This is a genomic window from Elongatibacter sediminis (assembly GCF_037892215.1).
Classification (GTDB): Bacteria; Pseudomonadota; Gammaproteobacteria; order Xanthomonadales; family SZUA-36; genus Elongatibacter; species Elongatibacter sediminis.
The window spans coordinates 191,511-208,947 of record NZ_JAZHOG010000009.1; the positions used below are offsets into that span (position 1 = coordinate 191,511).

The 17,437-nt window shown below is 64.9% G+C and carries 19 protein-coding genes; 8 read left to right on the forward strand and 11 right to left on the reverse strand.

The window, feature by feature from the left end; all coding sequences use genetic code 11:
* Window positions 1–19: 19 nt before the first annotated feature.
* Window positions 20–301, reverse strand: a complete 282-nt coding sequence (locus tag V3330_RS14110) for a nickel-binding protein (RefSeq protein ID WP_354696081.1) — start codon at window positions 299–301, stop codon at window positions 20–22.
* Between the two features lie 128 nt (window positions 302–429).
* Between V3330_RS14110 and V3330_RS14115 the strand changes: the two genes are divergently transcribed.
* From V3330_RS14115 to V3330_RS14125, 3 genes are all read left to right on the forward strand, one after another.
* Window positions 430–861, forward strand: coding sequence for a DUF192 domain-containing protein (locus V3330_RS14115; RefSeq protein WP_354696082.1), 432 nt, complete (start codon window positions 430–432; stop codon window positions 859–861).
* Window positions 862–1,206: 345 nt separating this feature from the next.
* The gene (locus tag V3330_RS14120; protein ID WP_354696083.1) at window positions 1,207–1,539 is read left to right on the forward strand and encodes a YegP family protein; all 333 of its coding nucleotides are present in this window, start codon (window positions 1,207–1,209) and stop codon (window positions 1,537–1,539) included.
* 88 nt (window positions 1,540–1,627) lie between these two features.
* Window positions 1,628–2,389 (forward strand): metallophosphoesterase, encoded by a 762-nt coding sequence (locus tag V3330_RS14125; RefSeq protein WP_354696084.1) that lies wholly within the window; start codon window positions 1,628–1,630, stop codon window positions 2,387–2,389.
* Between the two features lie 12 nt (window positions 2,390–2,401).
* On the opposite strand, the gene V3330_RS14130 is transcribed toward V3330_RS14125, so the two are convergent.
* The 3 genes from V3330_RS14130 to V3330_RS14140 are packed head-to-tail and all read right to left on the reverse strand — an operon-like array spanning window position 2,402 to window position 2,970.
* Window positions 2,402–2,596, reverse strand: coding sequence for a PspC domain-containing protein (locus V3330_RS14130; protein ID WP_354696085.1), 195 nt, complete (start codon window positions 2,594–2,596; stop codon window positions 2,402–2,404).
* A 33-nt stretch (window positions 2,597–2,629) separates the two neighbouring features.
* Window positions 2,630–2,782, reverse strand: coding sequence for a rubredoxin (locus V3330_RS14135; RefSeq protein ID WP_354696129.1), 153 nt, complete (start codon window positions 2,780–2,782; stop codon window positions 2,630–2,632).
* 23 nt (window positions 2,783–2,805) lie between these two features.
* On the reverse strand, window positions 2,806–2,970 hold the full coding sequence (locus V3330_RS14140) for a hypothetical protein (RefSeq protein WP_354696086.1): 165 nt from the start codon (window positions 2,968–2,970) through the stop codon (window positions 2,806–2,808).
* Here V3330_RS14140 and hemL point away from each other — a divergent pair.
* Window positions 2,969–4,273 carry a glutamate-1-semialdehyde 2,1-aminomutase gene (gene hemL / locus V3330_RS14145; RefSeq protein WP_354696087.1) on the forward strand — a complete coding sequence of 435 codons (1,305 nt, stop codon included), beginning with the start codon at window positions 2,969–2,971 and terminating at the stop codon, window positions 4,271–4,273. The genes V3330_RS14140 and hemL overlap by 2 nt on opposite strands.
* Before the next feature lie 538 nt (window positions 4,274–4,811).
* Here the strand turns inward: hemL and V3330_RS14150 are convergent.
* Together V3330_RS14150 and V3330_RS14155 are read right to left on the reverse strand one after the other, a co-directional pair.
* Window positions 4,812–5,669, reverse strand: coding sequence for an SDR family oxidoreductase (locus V3330_RS14150; protein ID WP_354696088.1), 858 nt, complete (start codon window positions 5,667–5,669; stop codon window positions 4,812–4,814).
* A 64-nt stretch (window positions 5,670–5,733) separates the two neighbouring features.
* Window positions 5,734–7,617 carry an LTA synthase family protein gene (locus V3330_RS14155; protein WP_354696089.1) on the reverse strand — a complete coding sequence of 628 codons (1,884 nt, stop codon included), beginning with the start codon at window positions 7,615–7,617 and terminating at the stop codon, window positions 5,734–5,736.
* 110 nt (window positions 7,618–7,727) lie between these two features.
* Between V3330_RS14155 and V3330_RS14160 the strand changes: the two genes are divergently transcribed.
* Window positions 7,728–9,716, forward strand: coding sequence for a VTT domain-containing protein (locus tag V3330_RS14160; protein WP_354696090.1), 1,989 nt, complete (start codon window positions 7,728–7,730; stop codon window positions 9,714–9,716).
* Between the two features lie 37 nt (window positions 9,717–9,753).
* On the opposite strand, the gene V3330_RS14165 is transcribed toward V3330_RS14160, so the two are convergent.
* Genes V3330_RS14165 through V3330_RS14180 form a run of 4 tightly spaced genes read right to left on the reverse strand, consistent with a single transcriptional unit; the run spans window position 9,754 to window position 12,847 of the window.
* Window positions 9,754–10,338 (reverse strand): LON peptidase substrate-binding domain-containing protein, encoded by a 585-nt coding sequence (locus tag V3330_RS14165; RefSeq protein WP_354696091.1) that lies wholly within the window; start codon window positions 10,336–10,338, stop codon window positions 9,754–9,756.
* Window positions 10,335–11,702, reverse strand: coding sequence for a UDP-N-acetylmuramate:L-alanyl-gamma-D-glutamyl-meso-diaminopimelate ligase (gene mpl, locus V3330_RS14170; RefSeq protein ID WP_354696092.1), 1,368 nt, complete (start codon window positions 11,700–11,702; stop codon window positions 10,335–10,337). Before mpl ends, V3330_RS14165 begins: the two co-directional genes overlap by 4 nt.
* A 7-nt stretch (window positions 11,703–11,709) precedes the next feature.
* The gene (locus V3330_RS14175) at window positions 11,710–12,219 is read right to left on the reverse strand and encodes a hypothetical protein (protein WP_354696093.1); all 510 of its coding nucleotides are present in this window, start codon (window positions 12,217–12,219) and stop codon (window positions 11,710–11,712) included.
* A 37-nt stretch (window positions 12,220–12,256) separates the two neighbouring features.
* The gene (locus tag V3330_RS14180; protein ID WP_354696094.1) at window positions 12,257–12,847 is read right to left on the reverse strand and encodes an adenylate kinase; all 591 of its coding nucleotides are present in this window, start codon (window positions 12,845–12,847) and stop codon (window positions 12,257–12,259) included.
* 96 nt (window positions 12,848–12,943) lie between these two features.
* Here V3330_RS14180 and V3330_RS14185 point away from each other — a divergent pair, with 96 nt between their 5' ends.
* Both V3330_RS14185 and V3330_RS14190 read left to right on the forward strand, forming a co-directional pair.
* Window positions 12,944–14,203, forward strand: coding sequence for a 6-phosphofructokinase (locus V3330_RS14185; protein ID WP_354696095.1), 1,260 nt, complete (start codon window positions 12,944–12,946; stop codon window positions 14,201–14,203).
* 222 nt (window positions 14,204–14,425) lie between these two features.
* Entirely contained in the window at window positions 14,426–16,441 is a 2,016-nt protein-coding gene (locus V3330_RS14190) for a sodium-translocating pyrophosphatase (protein WP_354696096.1), read from the forward strand.
* A gap of 59 nt (window positions 16,442–16,500) precedes the next feature.
* On the opposite strand, the gene V3330_RS14195 is transcribed toward V3330_RS14190, so the two are convergent.
* Complete coding sequence (locus tag V3330_RS14195; protein ID WP_354696097.1) at window positions 16,501–16,920, reverse strand: hypothetical protein; 420 nt, start codon at window positions 16,918–16,920, stop codon at window positions 16,501–16,503.
* Between the two features lie 112 nt (window positions 16,921–17,032).
* Between V3330_RS14195 and cutA the strand changes: the two genes are divergently transcribed.
* Window positions 17,033–17,386, forward strand: a complete 354-nt coding sequence (cutA, locus tag V3330_RS14200) for a divalent-cation tolerance protein CutA (protein ID WP_354696098.1) — start codon at window positions 17,033–17,035, stop codon at window positions 17,384–17,386.
* Window positions 17,387–17,437 lie beyond the last annotated feature (51 nt).

The following is a 17,437-nucleotide window of genomic DNA, read 5'->3' on the forward strand; positions in this document are numbered from 1 at the left end:
ACGGCCCGGAGGCCGGACCTCAGGAATCTTCTCGAACGATCACGGTATCGACGACCGGCAGCACCTCGTCCGCAGGCAAGTCCGCCCGCTGGGCGTGGTCGAGTACCGCGGCTTCATCCTCGGCTTCGTAAATGCACACGGTGCCCAGAGTGCCGTCTTCCTCCTCGATGACGTACGAACGAATCCAGCGCACGCGATCGTCCATTTCCTCATCCGCGACGCGGGTGGACTCCGCCGCCGATGCCTCCAGCGCCGTGGCGTCTTCCCAGGCGCCGCGGCGCAGTATCACGTAGGTAGGCATGATCGACTCTCCGCTTCGGTGGTACCTGAAGAATAGGGGAGATTTCGAGCTCGTGCCCCGGTTCGACGGAACGACCGGTACAGGTTACGATTCGCCCGTTGCCAATATCGCCGGGGATTCCAGAATCGATGCACCATATACTCAAGGTCGCCATGCTGGCAGCGCTGATGCTCATGGCCAGCGCCTGCAGGTCCGAACCCACCGTGATGCTCGGAGGCGAACGGTTCTCGGTGGAGTTGGCCACGACTTCCGATGAACACGCTCTTGGACTGATGTTTCGGGAGAGCATGCCGGACGATCACGGCATGCTGTTCATTTTTCCCACCGAGGTGACCCGCAGTTTCTGGATGAAGAACACCCGTATCCCCCTCGACATCTTCTATTTCGACCGGGATCTGCGCCTGGTCAGTGTTGCCGAGAATGCGCGGCCCTGCCGGGTGCCGCGCTGTCCGTCCTACCCCAGCGACGGTCCGGCCCGGTATGTGCTGGAGCTGAACGCAGGCAAGGCGGAAGAACTCGGGGTATCGGCGGGTGACCGGCTGGAACTGGATATCGACTGACCGTCGAGCTCGGCACGCCCGGTTTCCTGCAGGCGCGCCCCGCGCGGCAGACTGCTCAGCGGAATCGCACCCGGCGAGTACGGGACCGGCAGATCCACGCCGTCCAGCTGGTCGAGCATGTCATCGGTCAGCGGTACAAAAACTTTCATCGCGGTGTTCCCGGAGTGGTGGTGTTGATCTCGATCATACGCCGGTCGATTGCCGCACAGAATGACGAATTCGGGCATTCTTCGGGCATCCACAAATCCGGGCGTCTAATGTTAAAGTTAATGGAACAGTTGTGCCGATAGACGCGATCACGGCTGTTGTGAATCTGACATTAGCTATCAGGAGAGGGCTCAACGCATGGCAGGAAAATTCGTAGTTACCAAAGGTAAGGACGGTCAGGACTATTTCGTGCTCAAGGCGAGCAACGGGCAGGTCATTCTGCAAAGCGAGGGCTACAAGACCCGGAAATCCTGCGCCAACGGAATCGAGTCCGTACGCAAAAACGCCGGCGTGGAAAGCCGCTTTGAATGCCGTACCGCCAAGAACGGCAAGGCGTACTTCGTCCTGAAGGCTTCCAACGGCCAGGAAATCGGCCGCAGCCAGATGTACAAGTCGGACAGCGGTTGCCGCAATGGCATGAAATCGGTTGCCGCGAACGCGGCTGGCGCCACGGTTGAACTGCCCGACTGAACGGACCGGGCCGGCGATTCGGAAAAAGCGGGCCTCGGCCCGCTTTTTTGCCTGATGGCGACCCCACTCGATTCCTGGAGCTGACCCGATGCCCACCGCGGCGACCACCGCACCGGTCCGACTGGTGCAGATCAGCGACTGCCATCTGCCCGCCCGTCCCGGGACTCCCTACCGCGGCGGGAACGCGGACGATGGCTTGCTCTCGTTGGTGTCGAAGGTGGCCGGCCGGACTCCCGATGCGTTGCTGCTGACCGGGGATCTCAGCGAGGATTCCAGCGCCGAGGCCTATCGCCGCCTGCGTGCTGCGCTGGATCCGCTCGAATTGCCGCTGCTGGCCCTGCCGGGCAACCACGACCGGCCCTCCGATGTCGAGGCTTATTTCGCCAACGGCCCGTGGAACGGGCCGTTGGCGCAGGCACTGGGCGGGTGGCGGATCGTGATGCTCGATTCCACGCTGGAAGGCCGGGTGGAAGGGCGCCTGACGGACGACACGATGGTGAACCTGGAAGCCGAACTGGCGCGGAATGAGAATTCGTGGGTGCTGCTGGCCTTGCACCATCAGCCGGTGCCCGTGGGTTCCCGCTGGATCGACCGCTACCGCCTGCTCGACCCCGAACCGCTGCTGGATCTGATCGAAGACCATCCGCGGGTGCGCTGTGTGGTGTGGGGACACGTGCACCAGGCGTTCGAAAGCCGTCACGGCCAGGCGCGTTTGCTGGCCTGCCCGTCCACGGCGGCCAACAGTCTGCCGGGACAGGAGCGGTTTACCCCGGATCCGGCCGGACCGGCCTGCCGCTGGCTGGAGCTTCACTCGGACGGTTCGGTTCGAACCGGTCTGCTCCGGGCCTGATGGAAATCCGGCTCAGCGCCGCGGCAGCACCAGCCACAGGATGATGTAAACGAGGATGCCCGGAAAGGCCGCCGACAGGATCGAGAGGAGCACGTAGGCCACCCGCGTTCCGGTGACCGACCAGCCAAAATGCTCGGCGATGCCGGCGCAAACACCCGCGATCATGGCATTGTCCGTGGATCGATGGATGCGGGTATCTGAAGCCATGCCGTGCGCCCTCCTGGTTCCCGGGTGAGCCGATCAGACCTCGACGAGTTCGAAGTCGTCCTTGGACGCTCCGCAGTCGGGGCATATCCAGTCGTCGGGAATGTCCTCCCAACGTGTTCCCGGCGGCAAACCCTCCTCGGGAGCGCCCTGCGCCTCGTCGTAGGTCCAGCCGCAGATGATACACATCCAGGTTCGATAGCCGTTGTCGCTCACACTCGGTTCCCGTGCATTTTCGTCAAAGCCGCGTAGTGTGCCATGCGGCGCCATTGCATGGTAGCACCCCGGGTGAGCGGTTCCGGGGCCGGCTTGCGGTTGGCCGGCGCACGCACCAGAATGGCCGCTTCCCCGACCACCGAACCCGGAACTTCCGTCATGAGCAACACCCCGATCCGTGAGCCAAATCTCTTCGACCGCGCCCGGGCGCACATCCCCGGCGGCGTCAATTCGCCGGTGCGCGCCTTCAATGGAGTCGGTGGCGATCCGGTGTTTTTCACCCGCGCCGAAGGGGCCTGCCTGTATGACACCGACGGACGCAGCTACATCGATTACGTGGGCTCGTGGGGGCCGATGATCGCCGGCCATGCGCATCCCCACGTGGTGGCGGCGGTGCAGCATGCGGCGGCCCAGGGCCTCAGCTTCGGCGCACCGTGCCCGGCGGAGGTGACGATGGCGGAGCGCCTGTGCCAACTCGTGCCGGCCATGGACATGGTACGAATGGTCAATTCGGGTACCGAGGCCACCATGAGCGCGATCCGCCTGGCGCGCGCGGCGACCGGGCGCGATGCCATCATCAAGTTCGAAGGCTGCTACCACGGACACGCCGACAGCTTCCTGGTCAAAGCCGGCAGCGGCGCGCTCACGCTCGGTGTGCCCAATTCACCGGGTGTTCCCGGCCCGCTCGCGGACCTGACCCTGACTCTCCCCTTCAATGACCTGGCGGCAGTGGCTGACTGCCTGGAAGCGCACGGCACGAAAGTCGCGGCCATTATCGTCGAACCTGTTGCCGGCAACATGAACTGCATTCCTCCCGTCGAGGGCTATCTCGAAGGACTGCGCTCGCTGTGCGACACGCACGGTTGCCTGCTGATTTTCGACGAGGTGATGACGGGTTTCCGGGTGGCGCTGGGCGGCGCTCAGGGGCTTTACGGCATCACGCCGGACCTGTCGACTTTCGGCAAGGTCATCGGCGGCGGCATGCCGGTCGGCGCGTTCGGTGGCAAGCGCGAGTACATGGAACAGATCGCCCCCAGCGGCCCCGTCTACCAGGCCGGCACCCTGTCCGGCAATCCGGTCGCGATGGCGGCGGGTCTGGCCAATCTCGATCTGATCACCGCCGAGGGCTTCTACGAGCATCTGGAAGAATCCACCCGGACTCTGGTCGAGGGCATCGCCCGGGAAGCCAATCGCCACGGCGTGCCCTTTCGGACGACTCAGGTTGGCGCGATGTTCGGTTTGTTCTTCACCGACGCCGGGCGAGTGATCAATTTCGAGCAATCCGGAGCCTGTGACATCGAGGCCTTCCGGCGTTTCTTCCACCTCATGCTCGATCGCGGCGTCTACCTCGCCCCGTCCGCCTACGAAGCCGGCTTCGTTTCCTCGGCCCATACCGAAGAGCACCTCGAAGCCACCATCACCGCGGCTGGCGAGTCCTTCCGCGAGCTCAGCCGCGCGCCGTGACCTGCCCCCGCCAGGGGACACAGGCTTTGGCTTGGCTCCCCTTCTGGTTTCGCCCGGGAGTGAACCTTCGCCTTTTGAAAATCAGGGCTGGGTGCCACTGAGGTCCGCCGCGCGCTGTGACATGCCCCTTCCAGGACCCGGCATAAACCCGTCCCTGGGGCCTTGATCGAAAACGTCCTGTTTTCGACAGTCCTGGAAGGGGCATGTCACATCACCCGGCTGGGCTGCAGTGACGTTGGCGGGCGGAACACAAAGGCAGAAGTGAATTTGAGCGCTGAAGCAGTGGTACGGGATTGAGGATTTGCCACCGTAAGTATTCACTTCTGCCCAGGCAGGTGATGCGGCGCGTTCCCCTCAGGGGTCTCGCCGCCAGGACGGCGGCGCGAAGGCCCCAGGGAAGGGTCCACGCCGTCCCCTGAGGGGAATGTGCCGTAGCACCTGCCTGCTCGAGGGCACATTTTCCACGAGCTCATCAGATCAGCCGAATTGAACGAACGAGAAATCTCCAAGGCCTCCTGGCTATCGCATCAGCAAACCGTCAATCCAGAAACAGGTCCTTGAGCAGAGGTTGTCCGGGTGCTACCTGGTAAGAATCGAAGTCGCGGACCCCTTCCGAGCGGAGGAGATCCTCGTCGATGAAGAAATTCCCGGTGCACTCGCGGGCATCGCGGGTCAGCACCGCATGCGCCGCATCGGCCATGATTTCGGGCGTGCGGCAGTGTTCCGGGGACACTGACGGAAGCAGATTGATGGCCGCGGTGGCGATGACCGTTCGTGGCCACAGGGCATTGAAGGCGATGCCGCGGTCGCGAAACTCTTCCGCCATCCCCAGCACGCACATGCTCATCCCGTACTTGGCCATGGTGTAGGCGACGTGATCCTTGAACCACTGGGGATCGAGGTTCAGCGGCGGTGACAGATTCAGCACATGGGCGTTGGGGGACTTCAGCAGCCACGGCACGCAGGCGCGCGACATCGTATAGGTGCCGCGAACATTGACATCGAACATCAGGTCGTAACGTTTCATCGCCAGTTCCTCCACGCCCTGAAGGAGAATGGCGCTGGCGTTGTTGACCAGGATGTCGATGCCGCCGAAATGGTCCGCCGCCCGGGCGACCGCGTCGTCGACCGCGGCATCGTCGCGCACGTCCAGGCGCAGCGCGAGTCCGTGGCCGCCGGCCGCTTCGATTTCCTCGACCGTCGTGTGAATCGTGCCTTCCAGCTTTGGGTGCCGCCGGTCGGTCTTGGCCGCGACGACGATGTTCGCGCCATCACGGGCCGCGCGCACGGCGATGGCCTTGCCAATGCCGCGCGATGCGCCGGTGATGAACAGGGTGCGGCCCGTCAGGGAAGCTTCGGAGGCGGGAGGCGAGGAGGTCGATGTCGGATGGGTCATGACGGTGTGTGCCTGTTGTCTCGGAGCCGTCAGCGCACGACGGATCCACGGATTCTAACCGGTTCTACTCGCGCGCCGGCTCCGGTTCGGGCGAGCGGGTGTGGTTCAGGTGGCGCTCCAGGCCCTGCAGGCGCAGCAGCGCGAGGGTGTCCAGCACGCCGGAACGGGTGTCCGCGTCCAGTCCCTGTGATCCCACGAACTCCGTTCGATCGCCGTCGAGCCGGACCTGGCCATGACCGGTGCCGCAATGCACGTCCACGCGGCCACGTTGATCCATGCGGCCGTGGAAGGCGCAGCGCGGCCGGTCGTCGGGCCGTGAAGCTGCGACGTTCGAGGCTGCACCGAACATCACAGCCTGGTGGGCCTCCAGGTCGGTCGCGCCGCCGAGCCACAACTCGAATGATGGCACAAGATCGGCCTGGGAATGAACCGCCGTGCCGCGGCTGCCCGCCTCAAAGCCCGGGCCGATGATGAATGCCGGCACCCGCGACAGCGCGGCCGCGCCCCAGGCGCTCAGTTCACGCGCCGGTACCGGGGTCATGGAGCGGTGATCGCTGGCGACGACAAGGACGCCGCGGTCGAAAAACCGGCGGCGGTCGAGGTCGGCCAGGAATTCACCGAAGGCGCGGTCGGCGAACTGCATCGCGCCTTTGAGGGAACGCTCCCCCGTGGTGGGGTCGGTGTAGGGCTGGTGGGTGGTGACGGTTTCCAGAACCAGCAGATAGGGTGCGGAAGCCCCGTCCATCCAGGCGGCGGCCCGGCGGTACAGGGCGTCGTCCGACGCGGCTCCGAATGCGTAGCGGGGTTCGGATTCGTAAAACGCATGCTCGTTGCCCTCCACTTCGTCAAATCCCAGGTCGGCCAGCCATTCGCCCTTGCGATACAGGGTCAGGGGTCCGCTGGTCAGGAAGGCCGTGTGGTAGCCGTGGGGGGTGAAGGCGCGCGGCAGGCTGCGCTCGACGCCCCACATGGAATGGAATGGCGGGGTCTCGAACAGGTGCAGAAAGGGTTCCCAGAGTTGTTGCCCGGCGAGGATGCCGACCAGGCCCCGGTCGGTCGAAAACCCGATGGCGTGAAAATTGGTGTAGCTCCTGCCGCGCTTCGCCGCCGCATCGAGCTGTGGCGTCCACGCCTCGTAGCCGCCCCAGGCCTCGCTGTGCCAGGCCGACCAGGATTCAAGCATGAGCACGATGACATTCAGGCCATCGCTCCGTGTGGCATCGCTGTTCAGGGTCGTTGGCGGTACGATCCCGGGGGCCGGCCCGTTCAGGCGCCAGGGCCGTGGTTGGCGGGCCCGAACCTCGTCGGCATGATCTTCGCTGTACGGCGTATGCGCGCTGGTGGACAGGTTCGCCACCAGCACGTTGTCCACCGCCCAGTCGTTGACGTACACACCCCCGCGGGTGATCGCGGCGGCGATCAGCGATACCGACAGAACGGCGGCCAGCAGGATGCGTTGCCTCCGTCCGCGGGCCGGTGGTGTCCAGGCGAGCCAGACGAGCAGGGCCAGCGCGCCCAGCAGGACGGCCGCGCCGGGCAGTACCCCGCCCAGGCCCGAGCTGAGCTGATTCCAGGTCGCGGCGGGTTCGACCAGGAACAGGCGAATGTCGGACAGGAAAAGCCGTGCATTGAACAAGCGAAAGACGATGAGGTCCGTTGCATAGACCACGACCAGCACGCCGGCGCCCACCTGGACCGCTCGCCCCAGCCACAGGGGACGCAGCACGCCCGCGAGCAGCAGCACACCGGCCAGGGCCGCCAGGAACGAGGTGTCGGCGGCCAGCACCATCGTATCGAAACACCCCGGGCAGGCCAGGTAGGTGCCGAGATTCCGGTCGACCAGGTGCACGCGGACCGCGATCAGAATGGCCAGCAGTGCGAGCAGGAGCAGGGGCGTGAAGCGGGCGGCGGTCTGCAGCGGCGTCCGAGGTTGTTCGGTCTGTGGCATGAATTCGGGCTTGTCGTTCGATGATTCGATGCGTGCGGTAACGCTGCCGCCGCGTCCATCCCTTATCATAACCGCCTTCCCGTAAGGCGTTATCAGGACGGACGAAAAGCGTGGGCGCGGAAAGCTGGACACAGGACTTGCTGGCATGGGTCAATGCCAACCCCGCATGGGGTGCGCTGATCGTGTTCGGCGTCGCCTTTTTCGAGTCGCTGGTCCTGGTCGGCATCATTCTGCCGGGGGTCATGATCCTGTTCGGCATGGGTACCCTGATCGGGCTGGGTGTGATCGACCTGGTTTCGGTCTGGCTGGCCGCGTCCCTGGGAGCGCTGCTGGGGGATTCCCTCAGCTACCTGCTGGGGTTCCGCAACCGCGAACATCTGCTCGAAGTGTGGCCGTTCTCTCGCTATCCCGGGATGATGGACCGTGGCATTCGATTCTTCCGGGTGCACGGATCGAAAGGCGTGGTCGCGGGGCGGTTTATCGGGCCGCTGCGTCCGGTCGTCCCCGCCGTGGCCGGCATCATGGGCATGCGGCCCACGAAATTCTTCACCGTGGACGTGGCCGCATGCATCGCGTGGGCGCCTTCGTTTCTGCTGCCCGGCATCCTGTTCGGCGCTTCCCTGGAAGTCGCTTCCGAGTACACCGGCCGTCTCACCATGGTGCTGGTGGTCGGGCTCGGCGCGCTGTGGCTGACCTGGTGGCTCATGCGGCTGATTTACGAACCCCTGGCCAGCCGCTCGGCCCGCTGGATGCGGCATGCCATCCGCTGGACCCGCCGGCACCCGGTTCTGGGCCGGGTGTCCGGGCCGTTGCTGGACCCGGCCCAGCCCGAAGTGCTGTCGGTCTCGATGCTGGGCGCATTGCTGGTCGTCATTTTCTGGGGTCTGGGCATGCTGATGCTGATGGAGCCGTTTTCGGCGCAGCCGAAGGCTCTCGATCAGGGCGTGCAGGCCCTGGCGTTGTCCCTGCATAACCATCTGGCCGATCCGGCCCTGGTGGCCATCAGCCAGTTGTCCAAATGGCCGGTGATGCTGTTCTCCAGTGCTGCGGTACTGTTCTGGCTCATCGGGGCCCGCCGCCACGTTGCCGCCCTGCACTGGCTTGCCGCGATCGGTGGCGGTTGGCTGCTGCAGTTGTTACTGGACTGGAGCCTGCGCTCGACACCACCCATCATCGAGATGTCGGGAGAGTGGGTGCGTGTACCCAGTTCGCCCATGGTCCTGATCACGGTGGTCTTCAGCTTTTTCGCGGTGATGGTCGCGCGCGAAGTCCGGCGTAAACACCGCCAGTGGCCCTACCTGGTCGCCGCTCTGGTGCTGACCCTGCAGGTGCTGGCGCGTCTGTACCTGGGGCTGGAGTGGTTCAGCGGCGTGCTGATGGGGCTGCTGCTCGGCCTGGCCTGGACCCTGATCGTGGGCATTGCCTATCGGCAGCGTGCGATGCGGCCGTTTTCGGGTGCGGTCGCCGGTCTGATTTTCTACGGCTCGCTGTTCGGTCTGTTCGTGTGGCAGGCGAACGAGCACACCGCCGAAGAGGTGGCCGCCCTGCAGACACCGCCACCGCTGCAGGTCGTTTCCGCCGATGAATGGTGGGTGTCCGGGTGGCGGGAGTTGCCGGTGTACCGTACCGGCGCTTTCACGCGCACGACGCGCCGCTTCAATGCGCAGGTGGCCGGTGCGGCGGATCAGCTCGAGGAGCGTCTGGCACGTCAGGGCTGGGCGCGGGTGCCGGATACCGACTGGCGCTGGATCCTGCAGGCGCTCAATCCGCGGCCCGACGAGGCGTCCCTGCCGCTGCTGGGCCGGGCGTTCGAGGGCCGCTCGGAAACCCTGTTGCTGCGCCGTCACGACCACCGCACCGGCGAGCTGCAGACGGTGCGCCTGTGGGATTCGGGTTACCGCCTGCGCCCGGGCGACGCGGCGATTTACCTGGCGCAGATTTCCAACGAGCACCTGGTACAGCGCTTCGGGTTTTTCAGTTACTGGCGCTCGGTGCCGTTGCCGCCGCAACGCCTGGAGGCACTGCTCGCGCTTCCGGCGGAGCTGGAATACCGCCAGGTGACCGAAAACCTGGTGCTGTTGCGTTCCGCGACGGACTGAATATGACTTCCGGCCGCCGGCTCTTCGCCGGGCCGGGCTATTCCGATTGGAAGCGCGGGAGGGTCTCGACCAGATTCTGCAGGCGTTCCAGCGGATCGCTGAGTTCCAGCAGGTGTTGCTTCTCCACCGCGGCCAGGGGAAGGAGTTCGGCCAGGCGATAGCCCACCCAGACCGCGTCGTCGAGTTGCTCTTCGCTGAACGAGGGGTAGCGTTCGCCCACTTTTTCCATGAATCGCCCCAGGACCTGGCTAAGCACGGAATAGGGCTCGGGAACGGCGATGGGCGAAGGTTCGGGCAGCCAGGTGACCGAGCCGACCAGCAAGCCGTCTTCGCGCCGCTCCGCCTGCTGGAGCACGAATCGGCTGGTGCCGACGGCTGACACGCCCAGCAGGCCGTCGTCCAGGGTGTACCAGTCGATGATCTGGGCCAGCGTTCCCACCTGGGCCGGCTTGACCGGCGCAATGGCCTCTTCGCCCTCGAGGATCAGGCAAACACCGAATCCCGTGTCGGTGCGTGCGCATTCGCGCACCATGTCCAGATACCGCTGTTCAAAAATCCGCAACGGAAGATAGCCATCCGGAAACAGCACCGTCCGCAGCGGAAACAGCGGAATTTCGGTCACGGCCCGGGGTCGGTCAACATTCTGCAGAAGCGCCGCGGTGCGGCGTCGAAACCGCCATTGCTCATGAATACGACATGATCGCCTTCCCGGACCGCCTCGCCCATCTGCTGCAGCATGTCCTGGGTACGAGTGACGATGCGGCCCTGGCCCTCCAGCGAGGACAGCGCTTCCTGTGGATCCCAGTCGATGCCGTCGCCGGCTTTCAGCCAGACCCGGTCGGCGGCGACCAGGGCGGGTCCGAGCTCGTTGACGTGGATGCCGGCGCGCATGGTATTGCTGCGCGGCTCCAGTGCGACCAGCAGGCGCGCGTTGCCGATGTTCCGGCGCAGGCCTTCGAGGGTCAGGCGGATGGCGGTGGGGTGATGCGCGAAGTCGTCATAGACGCGGATGCCATCGACCTCGGAGATCAATTCCATGCGGCGTTTGACGCCGGCGAACCGGTGCATCGCTTCCAGCGCGGTGGCGGGGTCGACGCCGGCCGCCGTGACCGCCGCCAGGGCCGCGCAGGCGTTCATGGCGTTGTGTCGGCCCTGTTGGTTCCAGCTCAGGGTGCCGACGGGTTTGCCGCCATGGAAGAATGCGAGTTCGCTGCCGCCGGGTTTGACCAGTTGTACCTGCCAGTCGGCCTCGTCCTCGCCCAGCGAAAACCGCTCCAGACGGCTCCAGCATCCCTTCTCCAGCACCGCCTCGAGATGGGTGTCACGCGCATTGCTGATGATGGTTCCGCTGCCGGGGATGGTGCGCACCAGGTGGTGGAACTGCGTCTGGATCGACTGGATATCCGGATAGATATCGGCGTGGTCGAATTCCAGGTTGTTGAGAATGGCGATGGCCGGCCGGTAATGGACGAACTTGGCGCGTTTGTCGAAGAACGCCGTGTCGTATTCATCGGCCTCGACCACGAAGTGCTGCTGGCCGTCACGTGCCGAAAAGCCGAAGTCCTTGGGGACTCCGCCGATGAGGAATCCCGGATTGAGGCCGGCGTGCTCCAGAATCCACGCGACCAGGCTGGCGGTGGAGGTCTTGCCGTGGGTGCCGGCGACCGCGATGACGTTCTTGCCGCGCAGGTAATTTTCCCCCAGCCAGCGTGGCCCGGAGGTGTAGTTCATGCCCTCGTTGAGCACGTGTTCCACGGCGGGATTGCCGCGACTCAGCGCGTTGCCAATGATGACCAGGTCGGGAACCGGATCGAGGTGCGCGGCCTCGTAGCCCTCGTAAAGCTCGATGCCTTCGGCTTCGAGCTGCGTGCTCATCGGCGGATAGGTGTGCTGGTCCGAGCCCGACACACGGTGACCGGCACGTTTTGCCAGCAGCGCGACGCCGCCCATGAATGTTCCGCAGGCTCCGAGAATATGAATGTGCATGTCGTTCCTAACCGCTACCGGCTGGTGCCGGAAACAGCGCTTCGATGACCAGGAAATTGAGCGCGAACACCGTTACTGCCACCAGCACGCCCAGGCTCATTGTAATGGACAGGGCGTGACGGTAGATATGGGCATCGACGAACAGACTCCAGAGAAAGATCCCCAGCCAGATCAGGCCCAGCCCTTGCGGAAACCCCTGGGGCGTGACCTGCAGCAACAGCAGGATGGTGATGAAGCCGAATACGATGCCGGTGCCGGCCAGGGCACTGATGGTTTGCGGCAGCCGGCTCGGCACCCGGCGCAGCCACAGCAGGGCGGCGCCGGCGCACACCTGCACCATCAGCGAGAACAAGCTGCGGGGCGCGGCCTCCGCGCCATCCAGCATGCGATCGGTCACCGCGCCCATAAGGCCGTAAATGACCATGAAGATGACTGCGAAGCCCCAGCCTCCCGGCAGATCCTGTGGGCCGGCGCGAAAGCGCATGATGTCGATCAGGCGCAGCAGCAGACGGCTCATCCGGCCCTGCTCCGGGCCCGGCGGCGGTAGCCGCCGGTCACGCGGGTGTGGACGCGCCGGATTCCCGGGCTTTGAGGGCGCCCATGATGCGCTGAAAGACTTCGTCGACACTGCCTTCGCCGAGGATGCGCGTCAACACGCCCTTGGCCGCATAGAAATCGACGACCGGCGCGGTTTGCTCGGTATACACGCGGAGCCGGTTGCGAACGACATCCTCGGAGTCGTCGCTGCGGCCTTCCTCGGCCGCGCGGCCGGCGATGCGGTGTACCACTTCTTCTTCGTTGACGTCGATGAGGAGGGCATCCTGGACCGGTTGCTCCAGCCGTTCGAGCAACTCATCGAGCGCGCGGGCCTGGGTCAGGTTGCGGGGATAGCCGTCGAGAATGAAGCCAGCGCGCACATCGTCCTCGCCCAGACGTTCCTCGATGAGACCCAGCATGATGTCGTCAGAGACCAGTTCACCGCGGTCCATGACCGCTTTCGCGGCCCGGCCGAGGTCCGAGCCGGCCTCGACGGCCGCGCGCAACAACACACCGGTGGAAATATGCGGCAGCTCCAAAGCCTCGACCAGCCTGGCTGCCTGGGTGCCCTTGCCCGATCCGGGGGGGCCCAGTAAAACGATTCGCATAACGCGATTCCCGTCCTCTAGAATAAGCCGCTAACGCTAACCTCTGACCCCAGGCAAGTCAATGCGATTCGCCCCGCAGAAAACAGGTCTTTTCCCATGAAAAAAAACATTCTTTACGCCCAGTCCGGGGGCGTCACCCCGGTCATCAACGCCACGGCCTGCGGGGTTATTGAAACCGCGCGGCAGAACCGCGACCGTATCGGCAAGGTGCTGGCCGGCCGGGACGGAATCATCGGGGTTCTGCGTGAGGAATTGATTGACACCACCCGCGAGCGCAAAGCGGACATCGCCGGCCTGCGGCACACGCCCGGCGGTGCATTCGGCTCCTGCCGGTACAAGCTCAGAAGCATCGAGGAGAGCCGGCGCGAGTACGAGCGCCTGATCGAAGTGCTCAAGGCCCACAACGTGGGTTACTTTTTCTACAACGGAGGCGGAGATTCGGCCGACACCGCATACAAGGTGTCGCAGATCGGCAAAAAGCTCGGGTTTCCGGTGCAGTGCATCGGTGTGCCGAAGACCATCGACAACGATTTGCCGGTGACCGACAACTGTCCGGGTTTCGGTTCGGTGGCCAAGTACGTGGCCGTGTCCATCCTGGAAGCCAGCCTGGACGTCGCCTCGATGGCGTCGAGCTCGACCAAGGTATTCATTCTCGAAGTCATGGGCCGGCATGCCGGCTGGATCGCGGCGGCTGGCGCCCTGGCGCAGCGCGAGGACGGTGATCCGCCGCACGTGATCCTGTTTCCGGAGATTCCGTTCGATCGCAAGGCCTTCCTCGCCCGGGTCAAACAGGCCGTGGAAACCCACGGGTATTGTTCCATCGTGGTCTCCGAAGGCGTGCGCGGCCCGGACGGGCGCTTCCTGGCCGAAGCCGGTACCCGCGATGCGTTCGGCCACGCCCAGCTCGGTGGCGCGGCTCCGGTGGTCGCGGAAATCGTCAAGGACGGACTGGGTTACAAGTACCACTGGGCCGTGTCCGATTACCTGCAGCGGTCCGCCCGGCACATCGCCTCGGAAACCGATGTCGAGCAGGCCTGGGCGGTGGGAGCCGCCGCCGTGAAACTGGCGCTGGAAGGCAAGTCCGGCGTGATGCCCGTGATCAAGCGGGTATCGAACGATCCCTACCGCTGGAAAATCGCGGAGACCCGCCTGAGCCGGGTCGCCAACCGCGAGAAGAAGATGCCACGCAGCTACATCACCAAAAATGGTTTTGGCATCACGCCCTCGGCGCGCCGGTATCTCGAACCACTGATCCGGGGTGAAGCCTATCCCCCTTACGACAAACACGGGCTGCCCAAATACGTGCGGCTCAAGAAAGCCATGGTGAAAAAAGTCCTGCCGGAATTCGAAGTGTGAAATCCGGGAGGCCGGTTTCCCGGCTCGCCCCGGCCCCGCGCAGTGGCGCCCGGGGGAGTGCCCGGCGGAGTGCCCGGCGGGCTGGATCGCCTGCGGACACGGGTTTCGGGGATTTGTTACCATGGCTCGATTTTTAGTGGCCGGCCGGGCTGATTTGACCGTGCGGCAAAGGCTGGAGATATCGAAAGAAACTATTGATTCCGCGTTTTGAGGGAGGTTCAGATGAGCAATGACATGGCGCTTTGGCTGGCGCTCGGTGCTTCTGTACTGGCCGTGATCTACGGTCTGTTCATGACGTCCTGGGTGATCGGCCGACCGGCGGGTAATGAAAAGATGCAGAGCATCGCGGCCGCCGTGCAGGAAGGTGCGAAAGCCTATATGAACCGGCAGTACACGACCATCGGCATCGTCGGTGTCGTGCTGTTCGTCGTGGTCGGCCTGACACTGGGCTGGGCCACCGCCGGCGGCTTCGCCATCGGCGCCATCTTCTCCGCGCTGGCCGGTTACATCGGCATGTTCGTCTCGGTGCGGGCGAATGTGCGCACCGCCGAGGCCGCGCGCACCGGGGTCAACCCGGCGCTCAACATTGCCTTCCGTGGCGGGGCCATCACCGGATTGCTGGTGGTCGGGCTCGGCCTGATGGGCGTGGCTGGCTACTACATGTTGCTCAAGGGATCCGGAGCCTCGGAAGCCGATGCGCTGCACGCGCTGGTCGGACTGGCTTTCGGCGGTTCGCTGATTTCCATCTTCGCGCGACTGGGCGGCGGCATTTTCACCAAGGGTGCCGATGTGGGTGCTGATCTGGTGGGCAAGGTCGAAGCCGGCATTCCCGAAGACGATCCGCGCAACCCCGCCGTGATTGCCGACAACGTGGGCGACAACGTCGGCGATTGTGCCGGCATGGCGGCCGACCTGTTCGAAACCTACGCGGTGACCCTGGTCGCCACCATGCTGCTGGGCAGCCTGATGATCGAGACGGTTGGCGCCAACGCGGTGCTGTACCCGATGGTGCTCGGCGGCCTCAGCATCGTGGCCTCGGTAATCGGCACCTTCTTCGTGAGAACGAAGGAAGGCGGCAAGATCATGGGCGCCCTGTACAAGGGCGTGATCGTCTCGGGCGTACTCGCCGCGGTCGCGTTCTACCCGGTGACCACGTCGATCATGGGCGAGGGCAGCAGCAACCTGTATTTCGCCGCGCTGATCGGCCTGGCGCTGACGGCGGCCATGGTGGTCATTACCGAGTACTACACCGGCACCGAGTTCGGCCCGGTGAAGAAGGTGGCCGAAGCGTCCACCACCGGGCATGCGACCAACATCATCGCCGGGCTCGGTGTTTCGATGAAGTCCACCGCGCTGCCGGTGATTGCCGTGTGTGCGTCGATCTGGGGTTCGTTCGAACTGGCGGGCCTCTACGGCATCGCCATCGCCGCGACGACAATGCTGTCGATGACCGGCATGATCGTGGCGCTCGATGCCTTCGGCCCCATTACCGACAACGCCGGGGGCATAGCCGAGATGGCCGAACTGCCGGCCGAGGTGCGCAATACGACTGACGCGCTGGATGCGGTGGGCAACACCACCAAGGCGGTAACCAAGGGCTATGCCATCGGTTCCGCCGGTCTCGCGGCCCTGGTTCTGTTCGCCGATTACACGCACAGTCTCGAGAAAGCCGGTCTCGCCGGATTGACCTTCGACCTGTCGGATCACCGGGTCATCATCGGCCTGTTCATCGGTGGCCTGGTGCCGTATCTGTTCGGCGCCATGGCGATGGAAGCGGTGGGCCGGGCGGCCGGTTCGGTGGTCAACGAAGTCCGCCGCCAGTTCCGCGAGATTCCCGGCATCATGGAAGGCACGACCAAGCCCGACTACTCGCGCGCGGTCGACCTGCTGACCAAATCGGCCATCAAGGAAATGATCATCCCGTCGCTGCTGCCGCTGCTGGTGCCGATCATCGTCGGCAAGCTGCTGGGCGCTCAGGCCCTGGGTGGCCTGCTGGTGGGCACCATCGTGACCGGCCTGTTCGTGGCCATCTCCATGACCACGGGCGGCGGCGCCTGGGACAACGCCAAGAAATACATCGAGGATGGCAACTTCGGCGGCAAGGGTACCGAAGCCCATGCGGCGGCCGTGACCGGTGACACCGTGGGCGACCCCTACAAGGACACCGCGGGCCCGGCCATCAACCCGCTGATCAAGATCATCAACATCGTGGCGCTGCTGATCGTTCCGCTGCTCTGATCAGCACCTGCAGTCAGCTATCGAAAACGCCGGGTTCGCCCGGCGTTTTTTTTGGGGCATCACAAAGAGCGCAGGCGGATGCCCGTGACGGCGGCGATTCGGCCGCCTGCCAGGGCGGCCGCCGCCACCCCGATGACGGCCGAGACCGAAAACCACGTCGGGTGCGGAATGGCGGCCAGGTTCAGGGCGGTGGCGGTGAGCATGACCGCGCCGATGATGGCGGCAATGAGCCAGGTGCGGTCGCGGGCAATCCAGCAGGCCAGCCAGGCGCCGGCGAGCGTGCCCAGCACCCACGCCCCGAGCACCCAGAGCAGGGCGCTCAGCGGCAACCCGTTGATGAAGCTTGCGAGCTGCTCCGGATCGCGGAAGTCGATGCCGGGTGGCGGCGGGTAAATCCGGTGGCTGATCGACTCGATCAGGGCCACCAGCGCAACGGCTGTGAACAGTCCGGCCATCACGGCGATCACTTTTCTGAGCATGTTTTCCTCCGGTCGCGCCGACCCCTCGTTCGTTTGCGCACGAGCATAGCAGCACACCGGGCGCGCGTGCGCGCCACCGCCCGGCGGACACGAATCCGATAGAATCCCCAGCATGCCCGAGACCCGCCCGTCCGTGACCGATCCTGCCGATTGCCGCGTGGTGCTGTGCACCTGCCCGGATTCCGCCTGCGCGGCCCGCCTGGCAGGCGGGCTGGTGGAGCACGGCCTGGCTGCCTGCGTGAACGTCATCGACGGAATCCGGTCTATCTATCGCTGGCAGGGCGAAGTGAGCGATGAGGCCGAGACCCTGATGATCATCAAGACCACCGGTTCGCGTTACCCGGAGTTGCAGCGATGGCTGGAGCGCCATCATCCGTACGACGTGCCGGAGGTGATCGCCCTCGATGTGTCTGAAGGCGCCCCGTCTTATCTGGAATGGGTCGCTTCCCAGACACGGCCGGCCTGAACCCGAAAAAGCGAATGAATGCACACAAGGTCAAAGCCGGTCTGAAACACC

Coding starts and splice junctions, on each gene's coding strand:
- V3330_RS14110 (WP_354696081.1), bottom strand. CDS start 301: ATGCCTACCTACGTGATACTGCGCCGCGGCGCCTGGGAAGACGCCACG.
- V3330_RS14115 (WP_354696082.1), top strand. CDS start 430: ATGCACCATATACTCAAGGTCGCCATGCTGGCAGCGCTGATGCTCATG.
- V3330_RS14120 (WP_354696083.1), top strand. CDS start 1,207: ATGGCAGGAAAATTCGTAGTTACCAAAGGTAAGGACGGTCAGGACTAT.
- V3330_RS14125 (WP_354696084.1), top strand. CDS start 1,628: ATGCCCACCGCGGCGACCACCGCACCGGTCCGACTGGTGCAGATCAGC.
- V3330_RS14130 (WP_354696085.1), bottom strand. CDS start 2,596: ATGGCTTCAGATACCCGCATCCATCGATCCACGGACAATGCCATGATC.
- V3330_RS14135 (WP_354696129.1), bottom strand. CDS start 2,782: ATGTGTATCATCTGCGGCTGGACCTACGACGAGGCGCAGGGCGCTCCC.
- hemL (WP_354696087.1), top strand. CDS start 2,969: ATGAGCAACACCCCGATCCGTGAGCCAAATCTCTTCGACCGCGCCCGG.
- V3330_RS14140 (WP_354696086.1), bottom strand. CDS start 2,970: ATGACGGAAGTTCCGGGTTCGGTGGTCGGGGAAGCGGCCATTCTGGTG.
- V3330_RS14150 (WP_354696088.1), bottom strand. CDS start 5,669: ATGACCCATCCGACATCGACCTCCTCGCCTCCCGCCTCCGAAGCTTCC.
- V3330_RS14155 (WP_354696089.1), bottom strand. CDS start 7,617: ATGCCACAGACCGAACAACCTCGGACGCCGCTGCAGACCGCCGCCCGC.
- mpl (WP_354696092.1), bottom strand. CDS start 11,702: ATGCACATTCATATTCTCGGAGCCTGCGGAACATTCATGGGCGGCGTC.
- V3330_RS14175 (WP_354696093.1), bottom strand. CDS start 12,219: ATGAGCCGTCTGCTGCTGCGCCTGATCGACATCATGCGCTTTCGCGCC.
- V3330_RS14180 (WP_354696094.1), bottom strand. CDS start 12,847: ATGCGAATCGTTTTACTGGGCCCCCCCGGATCGGGCAAGGGCACCCAG.
- V3330_RS14185 (WP_354696095.1), top strand. CDS start 12,944: ATGAAAAAAAACATTCTTTACGCCCAGTCCGGGGGCGTCACCCCGGTC.
- V3330_RS14190 (WP_354696096.1), top strand. CDS start 14,426: ATGAGCAATGACATGGCGCTTTGGCTGGCGCTCGGTGCTTCTGTACTG.
- V3330_RS14195 (WP_354696097.1), bottom strand. CDS start 16,920: ATGCTCAGAAAAGTGATCGCCGTGATGGCCGGACTGTTCACAGCCGTT.
- cutA (WP_354696098.1), top strand. CDS start 17,033: ATGCCCGAGACCCGCCCGTCCGTGACCGATCCTGCCGATTGCCGCGTG.